General features: G+C 55.3%; 15 protein-coding genes. 8 read left to right on the top strand and 7 right to left on the bottom strand.

The genetic code is table 11. The features are described from left to right. From secDF to Q1Y74_RS02800, 6 genes are all read right to left on the bottom strand, one after another. On the bottom strand, positions 1-2526 hold a 2526-nt coding region (secDF, locus tag Q1Y74_RS02825), incomplete at its 3' end, for a protein translocase subunit SecDF (protein ID WP_300812205.1). Between the two features lie 121 nt (positions 2527-2647). Further along, on the bottom strand, positions 2648-4735 hold the full coding sequence (locus Q1Y74_RS02820) for a M3 family metallopeptidase (protein ID WP_300812204.1): 2088 nt from the start codon (positions 4733-4735) through the stop codon (positions 2648-2650). A gap of 90 nt (positions 4736-4825) precedes the next feature. Continuing rightward, entirely contained in the window at positions 4826-5920 is a 1095-nt protein-coding gene (locus Q1Y74_RS02815) for an endonuclease/exonuclease/phosphatase family protein (protein ID WP_300812203.1), read from the bottom strand. Positions 5921-5955: 35 nt separating this feature from the next. After that, the gene (locus Q1Y74_RS02810; protein WP_300812202.1) at positions 5956-6846 is read right to left on the bottom strand and encodes a rhomboid family intramembrane serine protease; all 891 of its coding nucleotides are present in this window, start codon (positions 6844-6846) and stop codon (positions 5956-5958) included. Next, positions 6827-7561 (bottom strand): rhomboid family intramembrane serine protease, encoded by a 735-nt coding sequence (locus Q1Y74_RS02805; RefSeq protein WP_300812201.1) that lies wholly within the window; start codon positions 7559-7561, stop codon positions 6827-6829. The genes Q1Y74_RS02810 and Q1Y74_RS02805 overlap by 20 nt, the downstream gene beginning before the upstream one ends. A 167-nt stretch (positions 7562-7728) precedes the next feature. After that, on the bottom strand, positions 7729-8895 hold the full coding sequence (locus Q1Y74_RS02800) for a clostripain-related cysteine peptidase (RefSeq protein ID WP_300812208.1): 1167 nt from the start codon (positions 8893-8895) through the stop codon (positions 7729-7731). 466 nt (positions 8896-9361) lie between these two features. On the opposite strand from Q1Y74_RS02800, the gene Q1Y74_RS02795 reads away from it, so the two are divergent. From Q1Y74_RS02795 to argS, 8 genes are all read left to right on the top strand, one after another. Beyond that, positions 9362-9634 carry a hypothetical protein gene (locus tag Q1Y74_RS02795; protein WP_300812200.1) on the top strand — a complete coding sequence of 91 codons (273 nt, stop codon included), beginning with the start codon at positions 9362-9364 and terminating at the stop codon, positions 9632-9634. Between the two features lie 603 nt (positions 9635-10237). Beyond that, entirely contained in the window at positions 10238-12001 is a 1764-nt protein-coding gene (locus Q1Y74_RS02790) for an AraC family transcriptional regulator (protein ID WP_300812199.1), read from the top strand. 256 nt (positions 12002-12257) lie between these two features. Continuing rightward, positions 12258-13130, top strand: coding sequence for a fimbrillin family protein (locus Q1Y74_RS02785; RefSeq protein WP_300812198.1), 873 nt, complete (start codon positions 12258-12260; stop codon positions 13128-13130). A 38-nt stretch (positions 13131-13168) separates the two neighbouring features. Beyond that, entirely contained in the window at positions 13169-14071 is a 903-nt protein-coding gene (locus Q1Y74_RS02780; protein WP_300812197.1) for a fimbrillin family protein, read from the top strand. A gap of 30 nt (positions 14072-14101) precedes the next feature. After that, positions 14102-15061 carry a fimbrillin family protein gene (locus Q1Y74_RS02775; RefSeq protein WP_300812196.1) on the top strand — a complete coding sequence of 320 codons (960 nt, stop codon included), beginning with the start codon at positions 14102-14104 and terminating at the stop codon, positions 15059-15061. 24 nt (positions 15062-15085) lie between these two features. After that, positions 15086-16027: a fimbrillin family protein gene (locus Q1Y74_RS02770; RefSeq protein WP_300812195.1), complete on the top strand. Its 942-nt coding sequence runs from the start codon at positions 15086-15088 to the stop codon at positions 16025-16027. Continuing rightward, a complete protein-coding gene (locus Q1Y74_RS02765) occupies positions 16024-17832 on the top strand; it encodes a fimbrillin family protein (protein ID WP_300812194.1) in 1809 nt (602 codons plus the stop codon). The genes Q1Y74_RS02770 and Q1Y74_RS02765 overlap by 4 nt, the downstream gene beginning before the upstream one ends. A gap of 266 nt (positions 17833-18098) precedes the next feature. After that, positions 18099-19919, top strand: coding sequence for an arginine--tRNA ligase (argS, locus tag Q1Y74_RS02760; RefSeq protein ID WP_300812193.1), 1821 nt, complete (start codon positions 18099-18101; stop codon positions 19917-19919). 296 nt (positions 19920-20215) lie between these two features. Here the strand turns inward: argS and topA are convergent, their stop codons facing one another. Further along, a complete protein-coding gene (gene topA / locus Q1Y74_RS02755) occupies positions 20216-22570 on the bottom strand; it encodes a type I DNA topoisomerase (RefSeq protein WP_300812192.1) in 2355 nt (784 codons plus the stop codon). Positions 22571-22591 lie beyond the last annotated feature (21 nt).

The raw sequence follows: 22591 nt of genomic DNA, 5'->3' as shown, positions 1-22591 counted from the left end.
GTACAGACCGATAGCGATCAGAGCCAGTACAACAGACCAGATGGCCGATACCTTGATGTCGTCGGCGATGCTCGGACCTACCTTCTGCGAACTGATGATGCTGCCGCCGGTGTGGTTCTCGCGGTCGATGAAGGTCTCCAGCGTGATGTTCTGCGTGAGCAGCGGCTTCAGCGTTTCGTACAGATAGGCTTCGATTTCGGAGTCTACGTTGTTGCCTTCTTCCTGGATGCGGTAGTTGGTGCTGATGCGGACGGTCTTTCCGTCGGTACCTACGGCGATGACGCTTACGTTGGCATCACCGAACTTGTTGGAGATGAGCTCGCGTACCTGTTCGGGCTCTACGGCGTTCTCAAACTGTACCTTGAAGTTGCGGCCGCCGGTGAAGTCGATACTTTGGCTCAGACCGCGTGTAAACAGGAAGCCGAGGCAAACCACGATAACGATGAGTGTAGTAGTCATCCATGCTTTTCTGCGACCCATGAAGTCGAAGTGAGTATTGGCCATCAGGTTCTTGGAGATGCCGGTGCAGAAGGTCAGGTTCAGCAGCTTGTCCTTGCTCATGAAGTGTTCGTAGAACAGACGGGTCATGAACACGGCTGTGAAGAACGAAATCAAGATACCGATAATCAGCGTGGTGGCAAAACCACGGATGGGACCTGTACCGAAGTTGAACAGGATGATACCGGTGATGATAGACGTCAAGTTAGAGTCGAAGATGGCCGAGAAGGCGTTGGAGTAACCGTCGGCCAGGGCTTTCTTCACTCCCTTGCCTGCGCGGAGCTCTTCCTTCGTACGTTCGTAAATCAACACGTTGGCATCCACAGCCATACCCAGTGACAGCACCATACCGGCAATACCGGACATGGTCAGTGCGGCCTGGAAGGAAGAAAGGATACCCAGTGTGAAGAACATGTTCAGCACGAGGGCGCCGTTGGCAACCATACCGGGGATGAAACCGTACATGGTGCACATGTAAATCATCAGCAGCACGAGGGCCACGATGAACGAAATGATACCGGCGTTGATGGAGGCCTGACCGAGTGACGGACCTACGATGTCTTCCTGTACGATGTGGGCAGGAGCCGGCATCTTACCGGACTTCAGCACGTTGGCCAAGTCTTTGGCCTGTTCGGGGGTGAAGTGTCCGGTGATTTGTGAGTTGCCGCCTGTGATTTCGTTGGATACGGTCGGGGCGGAATATACATAGCCGTCCAGGACGATGGCGATACATCCCTTCTCGACGGCAACCTTCTTGGTGAGCTGTGCCCAGCGGCGTGCACCGTCGTTGTTCATGGACATGCTTACAGAGGGCTTTCCGTACTGGTCGTAGTCGTCTTTGGCGTCTACGATTACGTCGCCTTCGAGCGGAGCGCGTCCGTTGCGTTCGGTAGAACGGATGGCGTACAGTTCGAATGTCTGTGCCTTCGGGTCAAATTCCGATGCGGAAACGCCCCATTTCAGACGAAGGTCTTTGGGCAGTTCGGCCTGTATTTCGGGCATGGACAGGTAGCGGTTGATGTCGGCCGTGTCCTTATAGTTGGCGTAACCTACGATGGGGCCACCGTTGGGGTTCACCTGCAGGACGGCCAGCAGCGGATGTTCTTTCTTGATTTGCTCCAACGAAGCGGATGCATCCTGTGTCTCGCCCTTCAGTGCGGCTGCCAGGCTGTCGGCGGTGCTGGTTTGCGCGGCCGGAGTGGCGGTTGCGGTTGTGTCGGCAACGGCTACGGCAGTGCTGTCGGCTTCAGTGTTGCTTGCCAGCAGGTTGCGGAGCTTGTTGTCGGCCGATTGCAGGTAAGGAGCCACTTCGCTGGCGTTGTAAGTTTCCCAGAATTCGAGGTTGGCCGATCCCTGGAGTAATTTTCTTACACGCTCAGGCTCCTTGATGCCCGGCAGTTCCACCATGATGCGGCCCATCTTGTCTTCCAGGCTCTGGATGTTGGGCTGAACGACACCGAAGCGGTCGATACGGGTACGGAGCACGTTGTATGAGTTGTCTACTGCGGCTTTCACCTCTTCGCGCAGAACTTTCTCTACGTCTGCGTCCGAAGTCTTCTGGTTGACTTTGTCTTTCAGCTGTTGGGTTGCGAACAGTTGCGAAAGGGGTGCGCCCGGAGCCAGCTTGTGATATTCTTTGATGAACAGGGTGATGACGTCGTCCTGGCTGGTTGTGGCCTGCTTGGCGGCGTTGGCCAGTGCCTGGTTGAACGCTTCGTCGGGTTTGTTGTCTGCCAATGCCTTGATGACATCGGGTACGGAGACTTCAAGAATGACGTTCATACCGCCCTTCAAGTCCAAACCTAAACTGATTTCCATCTCTCTACAATCTTTCAGGCTCCAGTTCCACAGCCACACCTTTTCGTTTGCCAACGAATCGAGGTAGTCTTGTTCCAGCTTTTCATTGCCCTTTGCATACTCTTTCGCCTTGTTGGTGTAATGGCGAGTTACAAAAGAGAATGAGAGGTAGAACACACACACCAAGGTGAGGAGTATGGCAAAAACCCTTACAAATCCTTTGTTTTGCATGTTACTTTTAGTTTATTATAATTACTTTTTTAATTGATTTCTATGTATCGTTAATCCATACAAGGCTGCAAATATAGGTTTTTTTTCACATTCAGAAGTAAAAGAAAGTCAAATATTTGCATTATTGCTTCATTCCGCGGTTTTTCAGCATCGGCTCCAGTTGGGGTTCTGCCCCTCTGAAGTTGCGGTAAAGAATCATTGCGTCTTCGCTGTCTCCCTTTTCCAGTACGTTGCTGCGGAACAGCCAGGCTGTGTGCTGGTCGAAGATGCCGTTTTCCTTGAAAGCCTCGAAGGCGTCGTTGTCCAGTACGTTGGCCCAGAGGTAGCTGTAATAGCCGGCGGCATATCCGCCCGTGATGTGTCCGAAGTAGGTGGCGCGGTAGCGCGGGGCTATTTCGGGTATCAGTCCCAGACTGTCCATTGTCTTCTTTTCGTAAGCCACTACGTCCAGCCCTTCGGTGTCGGTCAGGTTGTGCAGGCTCATGTCCAGAATGGCTGCGGCCAGCAGTTCGGTGGTCATGAATCCCTGGTTGAAGGTTTTCTGTTTCAGGATTTTTTCAATCAGGCTGTCGGGAATGATTTCGCCGGTCTGGTAGTGGCGGGCATACATCTTCAGCACTTCGGGTTCGGTGGCCCAATGTTCGTTGATTTGGGAGGGAAGCTCCACAAAGTCGCGTACGACGTTGGTACCGGACACTCCCTTGTAGTTGCACTTGGTGAGGAGGCCGTGCAGGGCATGTCCGAATTCGTGGAACAGGGTCTCCACTTCGTCGATGGTGAGCAGCGAGGGGGTGTCGCCTACGGGTTTGGTGAAGTTGGCCACGTTGCACACCAGCGGACGGATGTCGCCCTGCTGCTCGCGGAAGTTGCTCATCCAGGCTCCGCCGCCCTTGCCGGCACGGGGGAAGTAGTCGGTGTAGAACAGGCCCAGCAGGCTGCCGTCGGCGTCTTTCACCTCGAACACTTCTACGTCGGGGTGGTAGACGGGGATGTCCTTGATGGGGGTGAGGGTGATGCCGTACAGCTTGTTGGCCACGGCAAAGGCGCCTTCGCGCACGTTCTCCAGCTTGAAGTAGGGCTTGATTTCGGCCTCTTCCAGGTTATATTTCTGCTTGCGCAGCTTCTCGGTGTAGTACCACCAGTCCCAGGCTTCCAGTTTTTCTCCCTTGCCTTCCTTGTCCATCAGTTTCTGGAGTTCGGCGGCTTCGGCCTTGGCTTTGGGCAGGGCATATTGCCACAGGTTGTTCAGGAAGTCCATGACGGCCGTCTGGCTCTTGGCCATGGTGTTGTCCAGGGCGAAGGAGGAGTAGTTGTCGTATCCCAGCAGTCGGGCTTTCTCCAGGCGCAGGCTGACGATGTCGGTTATGACCTTCTTGTTGTCGTTGGCGTCGTTGTTGTTGCCCCGGTTGATGTAGGCCTTGTAGATTTTCTCCCTGAGCGGGCGGTTGTCCGAATATTGCAGGAAGGGCAGGCGGCTGGCATTGTGCAGGGTGAAGAGCCATTTGCCCACCTGTCCGGCGTTGCGTGCCTCTTCGGCCGCGCTCTGGCGGAACCATTCGGGCAGTCCGGCCAGGTCTTCCTCCTTGTCGACGAAGAGCTGGAAGCTGTTGTTTTCGTTCAGCAGGTTCTTGTCGAAGGTCAGTGCCAGGGTAGAGAGCTGCTTGTTGATTTCGCGCAGGCGTTCCTGCTTGTCGGCGGGCAGGTTGGCTCCCGAACGGACAAAGTCCTTGTATTTCTTCTCCAGCAGGCGGAGCTGTTCGGTGGTCAGTCCGGCAGAGTCTTTCTGCTGGTAGACGGCCTTTACTTTCTCGAACAGGGCGCTGTTGAGCAGGATGTTGTCGCTGTGCTCGGACAGGACGGGAGCCATCTTGATGGACAGGGCGGTGAGCTCGTCGTTGGTCTCGGCAGAGTTCAGGTTGTAGAACACGCCTTCCACGCGGTCCAGTATGGGCGAGCTGTTGTCCAGAGCCACGATTACATTCTCGAACGTCGGGGCATCTGTGTTGTCCACAATGGCCCGGATGTTTTCGTTCTGTTCTTCAATGCCTTTCTGAAAGGCCGGCTCGTAGTGTTCCAGCTTGATTTCGCTGAAGGGCGGAACGCCGTAAGGGGTTTGGAACTCTGCGAGTAACGGATTGCTTTCCGTCTTTGGGGTACAGGCGTACATCATGCTGCTTGCTGCTAAAATAAGGATACTTTTCTTCAACATTTGTTCTTTAGTATTAGTTTTGAGGCCTTTGCCGTGGCAGGGCCGTGATTAATGATTCAAATGAGTCTGCATTCCGTAGGGAAGTTCCGTCTACCTGCCGATGTAGCACCAGATGGGGTAATGGTCGGAGTCTTTGATGGAACGGTCTACGGTGCAGTTGTAGGTGTGCAGGTTCTTGCTCACCAGTATGTGGTCTATCCGGAAATAGAACTTGTTCTGGTTGTAGGAGATGCCCAGTCCGCGGCCCGATTGGGTGAAGGCATCGTTCAGTTCCCGTCCGATTACGCGGCGTGAGTAGGAGATGGGCGTGTCGTTGAAGTCGCCGCACACTACGATATATGGATGCTTGGAACGTGCCACTTCCTTGGCGATGCTGTCTGCCTGCGGGGCGCGGATGGCCGATGCCTCGGCCAGTTTCCGTATCAGCTGGCGCATTCCGCTTTTTACCTTTTCCTTTTCGGGGTCTTTGAGCATGTCTTCGTACACCACTTTGTCTTCTTTGGTCAGCTTGTTCGACTCCAGGTGGTTGTTGATAAGGGTCAGTGTATCGTTGTCCAGCTTGATTTCGTAGACTACAGAGCCGTTGTTGTTGCTCTGATAGTCCAGCAACCGGGCCGACAGGATGGGAAACTTGGAGTAACAGGCCACTTTGTTGTTTTTTCCCTTGGCGTTGCCCACTGAAGTGATGCGGTGGTAGGGGTAAGCTTCCAGCGCCTGTTCCACATCCTTTTGGGTGAGGTGTCTGGATGAGCCCGATGTAGCATATTCCTGCAGACAGAGGATGTCGGCTCCGCTCTCCTTCAGGTAGTTCAGGATGGGGTTCTGTCCGTCTTTCTTTGATGTGCCGTCGAAGCCCATGATGTTATAGGAAAGCAGCTTGATGCTGCCTTCGGGCAGGTGGTCCGTATGGAAATTGGCGGGCAGGAAGGTGTGCATCTGCGGGTAGCACAGCAGGAAGCCGGCCAGGGGCAGCAGGGCACATTTGTAGTATTGGAACACGAGCCAGAAGAGAAGAAAACAGCCGTTGGCTACCGCAAAGATGGGGAAAGCCAGCCCCAGGCACGAGAGTACCGGATGGGTTGTGGGCTGGATGTAGGGGCTGTAGGCGGTGAGCACCAACAAGGCGGTGACCAGCAGGTTGAGTGCCAGCAGCAGCAGGGCGACGAGTCTACCAAGATGTTTCACTTCGATTGGATTGAGGGGGTTGATATGGAAGACGTCTATCGCTTGCTCGCGTCAAACAGGCTTTTCTTCTCGTCTGTGGTCAGGCTGTCATAACCCGATTTCTTCAGCTTGTCCAGGATGCGGTCTATCTCGTCGGACTGGGCTTTCTTGCGGGCGTTGTATTCGTAGTCGCTCCGCCGGTTGGCGCCGTAGTGCACTTTCATCTTGGGCTTGCGCCGCCTGCCGCCGAAGGGCGAGGAGAAGAAGTCGAGGGCTGCGTTGAGCCACGAAGTCGTGTCCTTGCCCCTGCTCAGTGCCGCCGCAAACCACAGTCCGCCCAGTGCGCCGCCCAGGTGGGCAATGTGTCCTCCCGCATTGTTGGAGGTGAGGAACAGCAGGTCGGTCAACACCATAATCAAGGCCAGGTACTTCAGGCGGACAGTGCCCAGCAGGAGCAGCCGGACGGGGTAGTTGGGTTCTCGGTAGGCGGTGGCGGTCACCACGGCCAACACCGAAGCCGAAGCTCCCAACAGGAAGGAGTGGGCCACCATGGGGCGGAAGTAAGGGAGGAGATTGTAGGCAGCCAGGTAGAAGATGCCGCCGCAAATGCCGCCCAACAAGTAGACGCCGCGCAGGTGGCGGGCCGAAAAGAATTGCAGAAACAGGGAGCCGAACCAATACAGCCACAGCATGTTGAACAGAATGTGCATCACACCGGCGTGCATGAACATGTAGGTGAACAGCGACCAAGGCTGTACGGCGAAACGGGTGAGCGAAGCGGGCATTTCCAGCCACTCGAACACGTCCATGATGCTGCGGTTGAACAGTTGCATGACAACCTCACTCAGCGTGGTCAGCACAAACACCGCCACGTTGATGTAAATCAGTTGGATATAGATGTTTCCTCGACGGAAGGAATCTTTCAGGTCAGTTATAATAGTAGCCATTTCCTCTGTTCTTTTTTCTCCAGTACATAATCAGGAAGAAGCCGAATATCATACCTCCCAGGTGGGCGAAGTGGGCCACATTGTCGTTGGGATTGTTGGCAATGCCCGACCACAGCTCAATCAGGGCATATCCCATGACGAAATACTTGGCCTTGATGGGGATGGGCAGGGGGAAGATGAACATGGGCTGGTTGGGGAACAACATGCCGAAGCCCAGCAGGATGGCGTAGACGGCGCCCGAGGCTCCCACGGTGGGGGCGTTCAGTGTCAGGTTCAGGCTGGCCATGGCCGGGTCCACGAAGTTCAGGTGTTGGCTCATGGCCTTGGCGCCCTCGCTGAGGACACCCTCTACGGCTTCGGGCGGCATGCTGGACACCTGGGCGTAGTAATGGATGCCCGACACCACCTCCTGGATGAGTCCGGCTCCGATGCCGCACAGCAGGTAGTAGAACAGAAAGCGCCGCGGTCCCCACACCTGCTCCAGAATGCGGCCGAACATCCAGACGGCAAACATGTTGAAGAACAAGTGGGTGAACCCTCCGTGCATGAACATGTAGGTAATCAGCTGGGCGGCGTTGAAGTGTTCGGACAGGACGAAGTGCAACCCCAGGTATTCGCTCAGGTCGATGTTGTACCTCTCGGCTGCAATCGTGCCGAGATACATCAGCACGTTGATGATGAGCAGGTTTTTGGTGACGGTTGGTATATTATTCATACTTATCCTCTTTCCTTATTATATATAGGCAAATCGTAAATTCCATTGGCGGCAAAAATACGAATATTTTTCTGTACGGCCGCTGAATGGCCGTCCCTGTTCGTCGTTTTTCTACAAAAAAACACGCTTTTTAGAATGTTTTTGGCCTCTGGCTCTGTGCTTTCGGCTTAATGGGTGGCTTTGTACCAGTTGGTTTCCGTAACCTTGGCGGCCCACCGGTGTTTGCTGGGCTCTGAAGTGGTAATGCCCGAATAAGTATGGATGTCTACTTCGCCGCGGTAGGCCGAATAGTATTGTTCGGTGTGTGTCTTGTAAGGGACGGTGCGCTCCAGCTGGGCATTGAAGGCAGCCAGCAAATCGGCATCGCCGCACAGTTTTGTCACGTAGTCGCCGAAGTCGTAGAACAGAACAGGCGTGTAGCCGTCCATGCGTTGCAGGCCGTTTTGAAGGCTTTCATCAAAAGAGTATCGGCTGTTTATTTCTTTCATGATACTTGCCAGGGCGTCCAGTTCCTTGCAGTCGGTAATGCCCAATGTGCCGTAGGGATACGTGTAGTTGGAGTAGAAGTCGTAGAATTCCTTGTTGATGGCTTCGTAGTCGGGGTCGCCAAGCAAGTGTTCGCCGATGGTGGAATAGGGCATACCATAGGCCATGATTTCGGTGGGGCAGGCAATGATGTGGTCGGTTACCAATCGCAGGTCGTAGGCCGCCTCGATGGACGACATGTAGCAGTCGTCAAACAGGATATACTCCATGACGATGCCCGCGTCTTCAAGACCTCCGGCCAGGGTGGTGATGTCTGTCTGGTAGGCGGCGGTCGTTCCTCCGAAGTAGCGGGTCAGCGGGCCGTCCGTATATTCCCAGTGGGGAATAATTCTGTATGCCGAGCGCGCTTCCGCACTTTCCACGGGAACCCATCCCATGCCGTGGCAGCCGATGGTCATGGCGTAGACGGGTGCCGGGGCAAAAGCCTTCATGTCGTTCAGTATGGCAGTAATCCCTTCCCGTGTTGTAATGGGTGGATTGCTGTATTCTTTCAGGATGTCCCGGGTGCAGATACCTTTTTCGCAGGTTATCTCAAACATTTCGGCGTCCGTGCTGCTGGTAGAAATGAATACAATGACGCGTTCGTCCTCCAGCCCGATACGGGCAATGGTCTCTTCCATGTCCTCAATGTTCTGGTAGAAATAGCTGGTCAGGTTTCCCGACCAGGGAAAGTACATGAACAGGGTCTTTTGGTTTTGGTTGGGTGTCTCCTGATCGGGGTGTACGTTCTCCTCGCAGGCAACGAACACAAGCATCAATAGTATAAAAAGTATTCCTTTTGTTCTCATCATAATGACTGGTTTTGTTAATGGCGGAAAGTAGCTGTCAGGTGTGGAGTCTCTTTGTTGGGATGGTTCCGCAGATGGAATTGCTGCTGCAAAGATAACGTCAATCGTTGTTTATTCGCAAACTTGCCGCCTTTTTTTAGCGGGTTGTGCCTTAAAATATCGTTTTTTTTCCGGCGGATAACCATTGTCCCTTATTCCTTTCAGTTGCTGCTATCATGACGGAGGACTACTTCGGCATTGGGGCAGTAGCAGGCCTTCGTTCTCTTTGCAACAAGCTCATCTCTCACGAAAAACTCGATGAAAAGGCTCTTTTTTGCAATTTTGTAAGCTGCCGGTTCTCTTCCTGCGGCTGCTGTTTGCAGGCTTTTTTTGCTTGTTCAGGACAATTTGCAATGTATTTGTGACAATCTGCAATGCCCGTACCGTCCCTCCCCTCTACCTTTGCAGCACAATTTAGGACGTAACAATGAGAACCGGAATAGAAACTTGTTTTTGGGTGTATTTGTTTTACCGCCCCTCGGCAGACGCCTATGTCTGCTGTCTGTCTGTCCTTCCGCCCGAGGAGGTGCGGAGCGGGCAGGCCGAAGATGAGCTGGTCTATCGCAGCGGGTTCGGCGAGATGGACGAGGCTCTGGGGCATAAGCTTTTCCTTGAGCATCTTTCTTCAGCCTCGCTGAAACATTATATACAGCGGTCGAACGGAGCTCAAGGCCTGGGTAGCCGGTGTGCGGCCGAATGATAAGTGAACACGAACACTTCTATATATATTTTTTTTAGACGAAAGGCGTCTGAATGTTTGGGAGAAAAAGGGAGCCGGGCAGAACGAAGGTTAGATGACGGTCAAACAGATTGGCAAACTGCCGAAAACTGTTTGGTCTCCCTATCATCCCCCCCACAACTGTTTTCTGATGCCGGTAGTCTTGCCTCCGGCTGTCTGTGATTATGGTGGCGGCCATGAGGTTTTGGATGTAGTGACAGATTCGACCGACGTGAACGGCAGACCGATGAGAAGGCACAGCAAGTTGCCGGCCTATTCTTTCGGGCCAATGGTACACGAAGTTGAATTATTTTATATATTTGCGGGTCCGCCGGTCAGACAGTCCGCCGTATCTTCAATAGTAACGAAAGTATTGTTTTTAATATTCTTCTGGTTGTTAAGAAGTTAAAGGGCTTAGCCGGTGCCATTGGAAGGAACTTCCGGTGTGAGATAAAGCTTCGGTTTTAACTCTTCAGTCTGTTCCGGGCGGACGGTGACTCCTTCTGATTCCTTGACTCCTGCAAGTTTGACTTCGTCGATTTCCTGTTCGGTAAAGCCGGAACTTGAGTAATAATAATGATGTGAATGATGGCTAAAGCATTCTTTTATACGATTCTTTTCCTTTGTGTGGGCTTTTCTTCCGTCCATGCAGCAGAGCCGGAGAAGCAGGACCCGTTCTTCGGCGATTCCGCACTCTATGTACTTTCCATGCAGATGTTCGACAGTATCCGTACCGATGCCTTCTTTGACATGCAACGGCGGGGACTTGCCGAAGCCGAGCGGAAAGGAAGCAGGCACTTTGAATACGTGTTCCGCTCAGCTGCCGCCGAACATTTCTATCAGATGGGCGACAAGCAGGGGTACATGGATGAGATGAACGCCATTCTGGAGCATTACCGGCAATGCGCCGACACCGCCAACCTTTATAACATCTGGTATCTGCTGGTAGACCGCATGCAGCAGTTCGGCGACTATGCCGAAGCATTGGAAACCACGCGCGACATGGGTGACTACGCCCGCCGCGAGGGGCATGCATTGGGCGTGGCGACGGCCGACTATTGCCTGGCCCGCTGCTACCAGAACAACCATCAGCCCGACGAGGCCGACCGTTACTACCACAAGTCCATGCCTGCCCTCATCAAGGTGAAGGCCTACAATCATGCCGTGAGTTGCGGCTTCAACCTGGTGTACACCTATCTGTCCGAGAACCGGGTGGAGGACGCGTTGGCCATGAATGACTCGGTGGCTCCCCTTATCCGCTGTTGGGAGCAGTCGAAGGGAATACCCGTCAATCCTGTGGCCAGACTGAAACATGCCGTCAGATACATTGACATCTACTGCCGTCTGGGCAACCGTGACAAGGCTACGGCCTGGCGCGACAGTACCTTGGCCTATAACCGGATTTACGCCGACCCTTCGCAGCAAGAAACCCTGCAATACACGTTGGCCTCTTACGAGAGCCGGTTTGGAAACCCCGCTGAGGCGGAGCGCATCTTCCGCATGCTGGTGCAGTATCGGGAGGAGCACCGCAACTATCCGTTGCTGGCCGACTACCTGCGCTCGCTTGCCAGTCTCTACCGTGACTTGGGCCGCACGGCCGAGGCTGCCGACTGCTACTATCGTTTTGCCGATGTGGCCGACACGGTCCGTATCCTCCAGACTGACGAACAGCTGAACCGCCTGACTAAAATATACCGCCTGCGTGAGTTGAAGCAGGAGAAGGAACTGGCTACAGCCCGCCACGAAAAGGCACGCCTGACGGCCATCGGCATCGGAGCCGCTGCCTGTGTGCTGTTGCTGGCCTGTGTGCTGCTGGTGCTCTACCTGCGCGCCCTGCGCCGCAAGAACGAGGCCCTGTGTGCCACCATCCGCGAGTATGCCCGCCTTCAGGCCGAACCGAAGGCTGCGTCGCAACCTGCCGTTCCCGACGGTGGGGAGCAGACCGAGACGGCCGCTACGGTTCGTAACCGTGAACTGTTCAACCGTCTGACCGAGCTCATGCGCACGCAGCGTATGTATGCCGACCCGCAGCTGACCCGCGACGCGCTGATGAAGGAACTGGGCGTGTCAAAGAACCGCCTGTACGAGGCGCTGATGCAGGAGGCCCACTGTTCGTTGCAGGACTACATCACCGAGTGCCGCCTGAAGGAGGCCGTGGTGCTGATGGAGCAGATGCCGGACATGTCGCTGGCCGAAGTGGGCGAAAGGGTGGGCTACAGTTCCTACACTACCTTCTACCGTTCGTTCGTGAACCGTTTCCGCATCAGCCCCACAGACTACCGCCGCTTCCTTGCTACCCGCGTACTCGAAGGCAGAGAAGAAAATCCGCAGGAGGAAGCTGGCGAATGATATGCTTGCCTATATAACGTTTTTGACAAAACCGACTTATGAATACAAAAGAGACAAAACTTCAGACGACCTCCTACGAGGCACCTCACTGCGAGGTAATTGAAATTCAGAGTGAAGGCCCCCTCCTGACGGCGAGCTACGACATTTCGGGTGGAGCAACCGACGGAGGAGATATGGGGAGAGGAATGTTTTAATTTCTTGCAGACAGCAACGGGCAGATATGTATGCGGCCTGAACGAAGATAATAATTTCACTCATGGAAAGACAGATTTACGGTATGTTGGCGGGAATGTTCTTTTTGACCGCCTGTGCAATCAATCCTGAGCCTCAAAATATGGAAGAACCTCCTTCCTGGTCCGTCGGGCTTACGTGGGGAAGCACAGGGAGCGGTGCAACTTCCTATGCGCATCCTGTGCTGCTGGCCGGGTTTACCGGCACTATGGACGAGGCGTCGGTCTTTTGCTGTTGGTACGACCCTGTCAGCTCGACGTGGCAGGATGGCACTCCTCCGGTCTTGGACAGATATGCTTCATTGAACCTTGTGGCCATCAGTTGCGGAGAAACCACGAAAGATTTGACTTCCTTGCCCCAGTCTCTTGTGGCCGACGCTTCCCATCAGGAACTTTGGCTGATGGACTATCAGGCCGAAGCGACCAAAGGACATGTGAATCTAAGGCTGCACCATCTGATGTCTCAGGTCGGCATACGGATTCAGTTGGAAGATGAACAGCTGGCGGCACTGGAGCCTGTGGATGTCACCTTGAGGGCATATACACAGGCCACCGTGGAGTACGAAGAGGAACGGCTGGTTCCATCTGGCATCCCGGAACAGGTGGCTTGCGGCGCCTTTACGGAGAGCGGCGACTTTTCAGGCATGTGGGAAGGCTGTTCGTTGCTGACCGTCATTCCGCAGACATTCCGGGCAGGCGAAACGTGCCTCACCTTCCGGGTGGACGGCAACAACTATACCTTCCGCCCTGACAAAGACATCACCCTCACACCCGGACGCATCACTTACCTCAATCTCGGTGTGGCCTACGACCGCATCACACTCAGTATCGCCGAGGGCGGCATCTCTGTCAACGGATGGGGAAGTGGAGGAGACTTATCGGGGGGCGAGGCCGGATAAAAGAACGGTGAATTCTAACAAATCATTATAATAATACGATGACAAGCAGAAATATTTTAAGCATTGCATTGCTGTCCATGATATTGGCGGCTTGTAACAATGACAATTCTCTAAGCCCGACAACAGACTATGCAGACACCCCCATTTACATCCAGGCCGGCATCAACGGGACGGATACCCGGGCCGGATATGCCGAGGGAGAACTGACCGAAGGCAGTTTCGGCCTTTTTCTGACAACTGATGGCTCTGGCAACGATCAGCGCTATAACTGTTCCAACCTGAAGGTGACCTACGATGAGGGCTGGACCACAGGAGACACCCAACTTCTTTGGATGAACGACGATGCCAATGTCAGCTATTATGCCTACCTGCCTTATGACGAAGCAGTCACGGATGAAAACTATTCCTTCACCGTACAGGCAGACCAAAGCTCCGAAGCGAATGTCAAGCAGTCGGATTTCCTTCTTGCTTTACCAAAGACTACAACCGCCAGGAACGGCAACGCCATTGCTGTGAACTTCAATCATATACTGTCCAAACTGAATGTGATACTGGAACGGGGAAGCGAACTGGATGCCGATGTGACATTTACGTCCGTCACCTTCACCGGCTGCGCCCTTACTGCGTCCATCAATCTGCAAACCGGGGAAGTCACTTCTTCCGCCGTCGGTCTAGACCAGACGATACACCTGTGTCCCACGCAGGCAGGAACGCAATACGAGTGTATCCTTGTGCCGCAGGATCTGGAGGAAGATTGGACGGTGGACATTGAGGCCGGTGGAAAAATCTACACTTTCCGTTCCGATGAAAGCGTGCATTTCATACCCTGCAATGAATACAATCTCACCCTTACCGTAGGCCGTGACAAGGTTAGCCTTGGAGGCATCCAGGCAGAACCTTGGACGGAAGTCGATGTGGAAGGCGGACTGGTGACCGAATAACCGATGTAGAACGTAAATACAGAAACAGATATGAAAACCGTAAAAACTATACTGGCAGCCGTTTCCGTTTGGGCCTTGTCCGCTTGCCAGCACAATGAGGATACCTTTTTGACCTACGCCAACGACCCGATGGCGGTACACATCCAGGCCGGCATAGCCTCGCCGAATACCCGTGTCAACAGTACCGGTAAAGGCGATACGTGGGACACCGGCGACCGGATATTTGTAACCAATACCACTTCCGGAGCTGTCGAGGGGAAGAAGGAGTCACATTACACTTACTCCGGCAGCGCATGGACGCCCGGGGCTGCGTCCGGCTACATTGTGTGGATCTCCGGTGTGAATAACTCCTTCGAGGCCTTCTATCCTTACGATGAGGCTTCCTCCACCTCCTTTACGACGTTTACACTTCCTGCCAACCAGAGCAGCGACGAGCCCGGCAATGCCAACTACATGGGCCGTGCCGACTGGATGCTGGCCGAAGAGCCTGGCATGACAAAGCCCGACGACGCCACGCTGTCACTGAACTTCGAGCACCAGTTGGCAAAGGTCACGGTGAAGATTACCGACTACGCAACCCAGTACGAAACGGAGAAACCCGAGTTCGAGGCTCCGGTCTTTACGCTTCCGACCCAAGAAACTGGGATTACGGGAAAGACGCTGGACGTTGAGGCCGGGTCTACTACGGTCACCGGCTTGCTGACGAAGGATGAGAGCGCAGCGGCCCAACACAGCTTCACGGCCATCCTGCTGCCGGGCAAGTACAGCGCTTCGGACCATTTCCTCACGCTGAAAACTGGTACGGGAGGGACGCTGACCGTAAAGGCCAGCCATACCCAGCTGACCCAAACCGGACTTGAGCCGGGGAAGGCCTATACCTTCGGACTGTCCGTGGGCAAGGATGCCCTGACCCTTGGTTCCGTGACGGTGAACGACTGGACTGCCGGCACCCCGATACCCGGAGGCGAGGCAGTGGAAGAAACGGAGTAAACATCAGACGGTGGAAGACAGAATATGAGACTGAAAGAACTGATAGTCATTGCATGGGCGCTTTTCTTGTCGGCAGCCTGTACCGACGGCGGAGAGCCGGTTGTGGTATCTCCGCTTCCGGCCGATGGGGTAATACGGGTGTCTGCCGCGGTGGCGGAGCCCTTCACGCGAGCCGGAGGCGAAGGCATGACGGCCGCCTCGCTCACCCGCTTCTGCCTCCATATTGAAAACAAACAGGACGAAGCATATACCTATACGGCGCTGATGCAGAAAGAAAACGGTTCGTGGGAGGCTTATCGGCCCGTGGCCGACGGCAATCCTTCCGAGCCCCTGACCATGCTGTGGGCCGACGGCACCACTCCGGTCAACGTCACCGCCACCACACTGCCCGTGACGGACTTCGGCAACGAGGCAGCGGTGGAGGTGGAGGCCGACCAAAGCGCGGAAGCGGACTTCGCGGCCAGCGATTACCTCTATACCGCTCCCCACGAGGTCAATCCGGCCACCGGCCTTGTCGGCGGCAAGCTGCCCGTGGAGTTGCGGCACTTGTGCAGCCGGGTGAACATAGTCCTGGACCTAAGCAATACCGATGCCGATGAAAATCCGGTGAGCGACCTCCGGCTCGAAGGTGTTTCGCTCAGCCGCAATTTCAATCTGTTGAGTAACCAATGGGGAACGGCCGGTGCTGCGGCAAGCCTCATTCCTCTTCGGGCGGAATACGTTGTGGGTCCGGACGGCGGCGGAGCGCAGGCCCTGTACAGCGCACTCCTTGTGCCGCAGACGGTGAAGGCCTCGCAGTTCACTGTCGGTTTCCTGATGGCGGACTCGTATTACGAATGGACGTTGGAGCAGGATATGACGTTTGACAGCGGCAAGGTGTACACCCTGAACCTGATTGTGGGCGGGAGCACCGCCGGACGCACGTCCGTCCTTTCCCCAATAGGTGCAATGACCAATAACCAATGAACATAACCTGCCGTGACATGAAATATAGACTGATATACAGCTTCCTGTTCCTGCTGGCCCTACTGACCGCCTGTCAGGAGGACGGCGGCCGGATGACATCCGCCTCCCGCTATTCCGACGACGGCCGGATGCGCATTGCGCCTGCGGTCGGTGAGCTGCTCACCCGTGCCGATGCCGAATATGAGGGCACCTCGCTGGGCCTTTTCCTGGACTATGGCGACGGCGATGCCTGTACAAAGCGTAACGTCAAATGGGAACAGGGGGCAGACGGATGGAACCCGGAGGAGCCGATGTATTGGAAAGGTTCCACGACCTCGTGCGCCGTCTATGCCTATGCCCCCTATTGCGACGAGGCGACGGAGCAGACGGTGACCTTTGCGATACCCGCCGACCAGACGGGCGGCACCCTCGCTGCCGATTTGCTGAGCTACGCCGCAGACGGGTTCGTCCCGCTCAGCGGCCTCACGGCGGAGAAGGCGCTCCCCATCCGCTTCACCCATCGGCTGGTGAAGCTGACGGTGAACATCCAACTGGGTGCGCAGCTGGGTGACGACGTCAGCGTGCAGTCTCTGAAGCTGATGCAGACCACAGACCGGGTGACGCTGTCGCTGGCGGCCGGCGGCGAGGAAGACTGCTCCACCGTAGCCGCTGCCGGCGGCGCTGCGATGCAGGACATTGCGATGTACAAGGAAGCCGGAGGCTCCTTCTCCTTCACCGCCATCTTCCAGCCGGGTGACGGGCAGAAGGCCGGTGCCAGAATGCTGGAAGCCGTCCTCTCTGACGGAAAGAAATATGCCTTTACGGTTCCCTCCACGGGCTTGGTCGACGGCGGTTTGCAGAACGGCTGTGCCTATGCCATGAACCTGCGGGTGGGCAAGGATAGGCTGGAGGTGGCAGATGAAGTGACCGTCGGCGGGTGGAACACTCCCGGAACCGATTTCCCGTCGGACAACCAGGCAGAGAATGTTTCATATAAAATCGTAGAAGGCACCTATATCGTCTACGATGCCGAGGGGCTGAAAGAATGGGCAGAGGCCGCAGCCTCTGCCCCTGCAACCAACTGCATCCTGGCCAGAGACATCACCCTGACGGGCGAGAACAACTGGACACCGGTGGGCGATTATGACGCTGATACTGAATACACTGGAACTTTCGACGGTGCGGGACACACCATCCGAGGGCTGAATATCGAAGCCTCGTCGGGCGATGGAGTGGGATTTATCGGTTGCCTGGATACAGATGGTGTCTTGAAGAACCTTATCCTTGAGAGTCCGGTGGTGACTGCCACTTCAGAAGGCTTTCCTGTCGGCAGTCTGGTGGGCTACAATAACGGTACGGTTTCTGCCTGTCAGGCAATAGACGTTCAGGTAATAGGAAACATGTATGTAGGAGGAATTGTGGGAGAAAACAGCGGCAGTCTTCAGGGCAGTTATGCCACCGGTTCGGTTTCCGGCAGTTCGTCCAATATTGGCGGTATCGCGGGGACGGTTAACGGCGGTACTGTTGTTTCTTGTTTCTTCCGTGGTTCGGTTTCCGGCAGTTCTTATTGTCATTTGGATTTTGGAAATCTATATTCTTATAACATTTCAGCCTGTTATGTAGAAAGCATCAACAGCCTTACCGAAGAGTTGTGTAATAAAAACAACTCCACTTATTCCACCAAGATAGGAGATGTAACCTGGACTGATGCCATTTCGGCCATGAACGATGCTTTGGAGGGCATTTCCGACTTTGGCTGGGAATATGTGATGAATGCAGAACGCACTTATCCCATGTTGGTGGAGAAAGCCCTTGTTTCACCGTGAAGCCTGAGAGTTCACGGCAACGCTTTGTGTATCAGCCGGTGTGAAGGCGTGAAACGCATCTTCGGAAAGTCGTGTGTATAACAGACGGGGGAAGTCTCCGGAGGCTTTCCGGACGACGCTTGCACGGTGCGCGGAGGATGCTTGCACGGTCTGCGGACAATGCAAGCATCCTCCGCGGACAACACTTGCGTGCCTCGGGCGGGATTCCCTTTCTCATTCCCTGAATTTTTTATACCTTTGCGGCACGAGAACAAAATTGCTACACTATGAATATAGAACAGAAACTGGCACAGTCCGTTATGGACGGGCTGAAAGCACTCTACGGACAGGAAGTGCCTGCCGCACAGGTGCAGTTGCAAAAGACCAAGAAAGAATTTGAAGGCCACCTGACGCTGGTGGTTTTCCCCTTCCTGCGCATGTCACGGAAAGGTCCCGAGCAGACGGCGCAGGAGATTGGCGAATACCTGCTGGCCAACGAACCCGAACTGGTGGCGAAGTTCAACGTCATCAAGGGCTTCCTGAACCTCACCATCGCCTCGTCGGCGTGGATTGAGCTGCTTAACGCCGTGCAGGCCGACCCCAACTACGGCCTGACCGCCGCCACAGACCGCTCGCCGCTGGTGATGATAGAATACTCGTCGCCCAACACCAACAAACCCCTCCACCTGGGGCACGTGCGCAACAACCTGCTGGGCAACGCGCTGGCCAACATCATTGCCGCCAACGGCAACCGCGTGGTAAAGACCAACATCGTCAATGACCGCGGCATCCACATCTGCAAGTCCATGCTGGCCTGGCTGAAGTATGGCAACGGCGAGACGCCCGAGTCCAGCGGCAAGAAGGGTGACCACCTCATCGGCGACTACTACGTGGCTTTCGACAAGCACTACAAGGCCGAGGTGAAGGAACTGATGGCCAAGTATCAGGCCGAAGGCATGAGCGAGGAAGAGGCCAAGGCGAAGGCCGAAGCCGAATCGCCCCTGATGAAGGAAGCCCGCGAGATGCTGGTGAAGTGGGAGGCAGGCGACCCCGAGGTGCGTGCCCTCTGGCAGAAGATGAACGACTGGGTCTATGCCGGCTTCGACGAGACCTACAAGCTGATGGGCGTCAGCTTCGACAAGATATATTACGAGTCCAACACCTATCTGGAAGGCAAGAAAAAGGTGCTCGAAGGACTGGACAAAGGCCTGTTCTACCGCAAGGAAGACGGCTCCGTGTGGGCCGACCTGACGGGCGAGGGCCTCGACCACAAGCTGCTGCTCCGTGCCGACGGCACATCGGTCTACATGACGCAGGACATCGGCACCGCCGAACAGCGCTTCTCCGACTATCCCATCGACAAGATGATTTACGTGGTGGGCAACGAACAGAACTACCACTTCCAGGTGCTGTCCATCCTGCTGGACCGTCTGGGATTCGAGTGGGGCAAGAGCCTGGTACACTTCTCCTACGGCATGGTGGAACTGCCCGAAGGCAAGATGAAGAGCCGCGAGGGCACGGTGGTGGACGCCGACGACCTGATGGCCGAAATGATAGAGACCGCCAAGGAGACCAGCGGCGAACTGGGCAAGCTGGACGGCCTGACGCAGGCCGAGGCGGACGACATTGCCCGCATCGTCGGTCTGGGTGCGTTGAAGTACTTCATCCTGAAGGTGGACGCGCGCAAGAACATGACGTTCAATCCCAAGGAGTCCATCGACTTCAACGGAAACACGGGGCCTTTCATCCAATACACCTACGCCCGCATCCAGTCCGTGCTGCGCAAGGCGGCCGAGGCAGGCATCGCCATTCCCGAACAACTGCATCCGGGCATCGAGCTGAGCACGAAGGAGGAGGGCCTGGTACAGATGATTGCCGACTTTGCCGGCGTGGTGAAGCAGGCGGGCGAGGACTACAGTCCCTCCGTCATAGCCAACTACTGCTACGACCTGGTGAAGGAGTACAACCAGTTCTACCACGACTTCAGCATTCTGCGCGAAGAGAATGCCGACGTCAAGGTGTTCCGCCTCGCCCTTTCGCGCGAGGTAGGCAAGGTAGTCCGCCTGGGCATGGGCCTGCTGGGCATCGAGGTGCCGGAGCGGATGTAAACCAAGGCCGGTAAGGATTGAAGAACGCATCAGCCTATGCCTGGAGTGTACGATGAATACGGCTTGCAGGCAGGCTGGTGCAGAGCGGTACTGAAAGAAAGAATTACACGGATTGCGTTGTAGGGACGCACCACGGTGCGTCCGCATACACGCAGGTATAAAAACAGGCACGGATTACACAGAATATCACGGAAGTGGATGGATACGTGGACGCACCGTGGTGCGTCCCTACAACCTTTCCGGGATAGTTTGTGTAATCCGTGCCTGGATTATATCTGTCGGTTTCCTAATTGTCTTTATGCCTTCTTCGCCGACTTCCCCCTGCGCGTCTTGGGCTTGTCGGGGTCGCTCTGCAGCTTGATGAGGTCCATGCACGACTTCAGGCTGAGGTCTTGCGGAACAATGTCTTTGGGAATCTTGTAGTTGTTGCCCTTGTAGGAGATGTAGGGGCCGTAGCGGCCGTTGAGAATCTCCAGTTCGGGTTCTTCGTCAAACTTCTTCAGGTGTCTTTGCGCTTCGGCTTCTTCTTTGGCCTTAATCAGTTCCAGCGCTTCCTCCAGCGTAATGCTGAGAGGGTCGGAGCCTTTAGGCAGCGACACGTAGAGGTTGTTGTAGTGGACGTAGGGGCCGAAACGTCCGGCACCTACGGTGACGGTTTTGCCTTCGTGTTCGCCCAGGGTTCGCGGCAGCTTGAAGAGCTCCAGCACTTCCTCCAGGGTAACGGTCTCGATGGACATGTTCTTCTTCAGCTGTGCGAAGCGGGGCTTCTCTTCATCTTCGGCAGTGCCGATTTGGGCTACGGGACCGAAGCGGCCTATCTTGACGGAGACCTGCTTGCCGCTGGCAGGGTCGGTACCCAGCATGCGTTCGCCGGCCTTGTGGGCGCTCTTGGTGGCCAGGGTGCTCTCTACAGACGGATGGAAGTCCTTGTAGAAGGCTTTCAGGATGGAAGTCCACTGCTTTTCGCCTTCGGCTATCTCGTCGAACTGCTTTTCGACGCTGGCCGTAAAGTTATAGTCGAGGATGGTGGGGAAGTATTCCATCAGGAAGTCGTTCACCACGGTGCCCGTGTCGGTGGGCAGCAGTTTGGCTTTCTCCACTCCGGTCATTTCGGTGTGGGTGGTGTCGGTTATCTGGCCTCCTTGCAGGGTCAGTATGTTGTAGCTTCGCTCGTAGCCTGCCTTGTCTCCTTTTTCCACGTATTCGCGCTGCTGGATGGTGGAGATGGTGGGGGCGTAGGTAGACGGACGTCCGATGCCCAGTTCTTCCAGCTTGCGCACCAGACTGGCTTCGGTGTAGCGGGGCGGGTGCTGGGTGAAGCGTTCGGTGGCCACGATGTCCTGGCATTGCAGCTGTTGTCCTTTCTTCAGCGGGGGCAGGAGATTGGTGGTTTCGCTGTCTTCCTGTTGTTCCGCTTCGTCGTCGTAGGATTCGCGGTAGACGCGCAGGAAACCGTCGAACTTCACCACTTCGCCGGTGGCGCTGAAGGTATCTGTGTTCTTGCTGATGCTGATGGTGGCGGTGGTTTTCTCTACTTCGGCGTCGGCCATCTGAGAGGCGATGGTGCGCTTCCAGATGAGGTCGTACAGCCTTTTCTCCTGTGAGTTCCCTTCAATCTTGGCCTTGCTCATGTCCGTGGGGCGGATGGCTTCGTGCGCTTCCTGTGCGCCTTTGGTCTTGGTGGCGTAGTGCCGGGGGTGTACGTAACGTTCGCCCATCAGCTGGCCGATGGCTTCCTTGCTGCTGTTGATGGCATATTCGGAGAGGTTGACGGAGTCGGTACGCATGTAGGTGATGTTTCCCGATTCATACAGTTTCTGTGCCACAATCATGGTCTGTGCCACGGTGAAGCCCAGCTTGCGTGCGGCTTCCTGTTGCAGGGTCGAGGTGGTGAAGGGGGCTGCGGGGCTTTTCTTCAGCGGACGGGTGGTGATGTTGCCGATGCTGAAGGTGGCTTCCTTGCAGCTTTCCAGGAATTTCTGTGCTTCGGCCTTGGTCTTGATGCGGCGTCCCAGTTCGGCTTTCATTTCCGTGATTTTCCCGTTGGCGTCGGGCACCAGGAATACGGCGGTGACGCGGTAGGAGGCTTCGCTCTGGAAGGCTTGTATCTCGCGTTCGCGTTCCACGATGAGGCGCACGGCCACTGACTGTACCCGGCCGGCAGAGAGGGCGGGTTTCACCTTCTTCCACAGTACGGGCGAGAGCTCGAAGCCCACGATGCGGTCCAGCACGCGGCGTGCCTGCTGGGCATCCACCAGGTTGAGGTCTATCTGGCGCGGGTTTTCGATGGCTTTCAGGATGGCCCCTTTGGTGATTTCGTGGAAGACGATGCGTTTGGTATGCTCCGGCTTGAGCTTCAGGACTTCGTACAGGTGCCATGCGATGGCTTCTCCCTCGCGGTCCTCATCGGAAGCCAGCCATACGGTTTCGGCGTTTTCGGCTTCTTCTTTCAGGTTGGCTACCACTTTCTTCTTGTCTGCCGGAATTTCGTAGTGCGGCGTAAAGTCTTTTTCGATGTCGATGCTGAATTCTTTCTTCTTCAGATCGCGTATGTGTCCGTAACTGGAGAGTACTTTGAAGTCCTTACCCAAGAACTTCTCAATCGTTTTGGCTTTTGCCGGAGATTCGACAATGACAAGATTCTTTTGCATAGGTTTTAGTTTTAGTAGTGA

This window comes from uncultured Bacteroides sp. (assembly GCF_949298305.1).
Lineage (GTDB): Bacteria > Bacteroidota > Bacteroidia > Bacteroidales > Bacteroidaceae > Bacteroides.
Note: the sequence above shows the minus strand (reverse complement) of the source record. Positions and strands in the feature narration are given on the sequence as shown.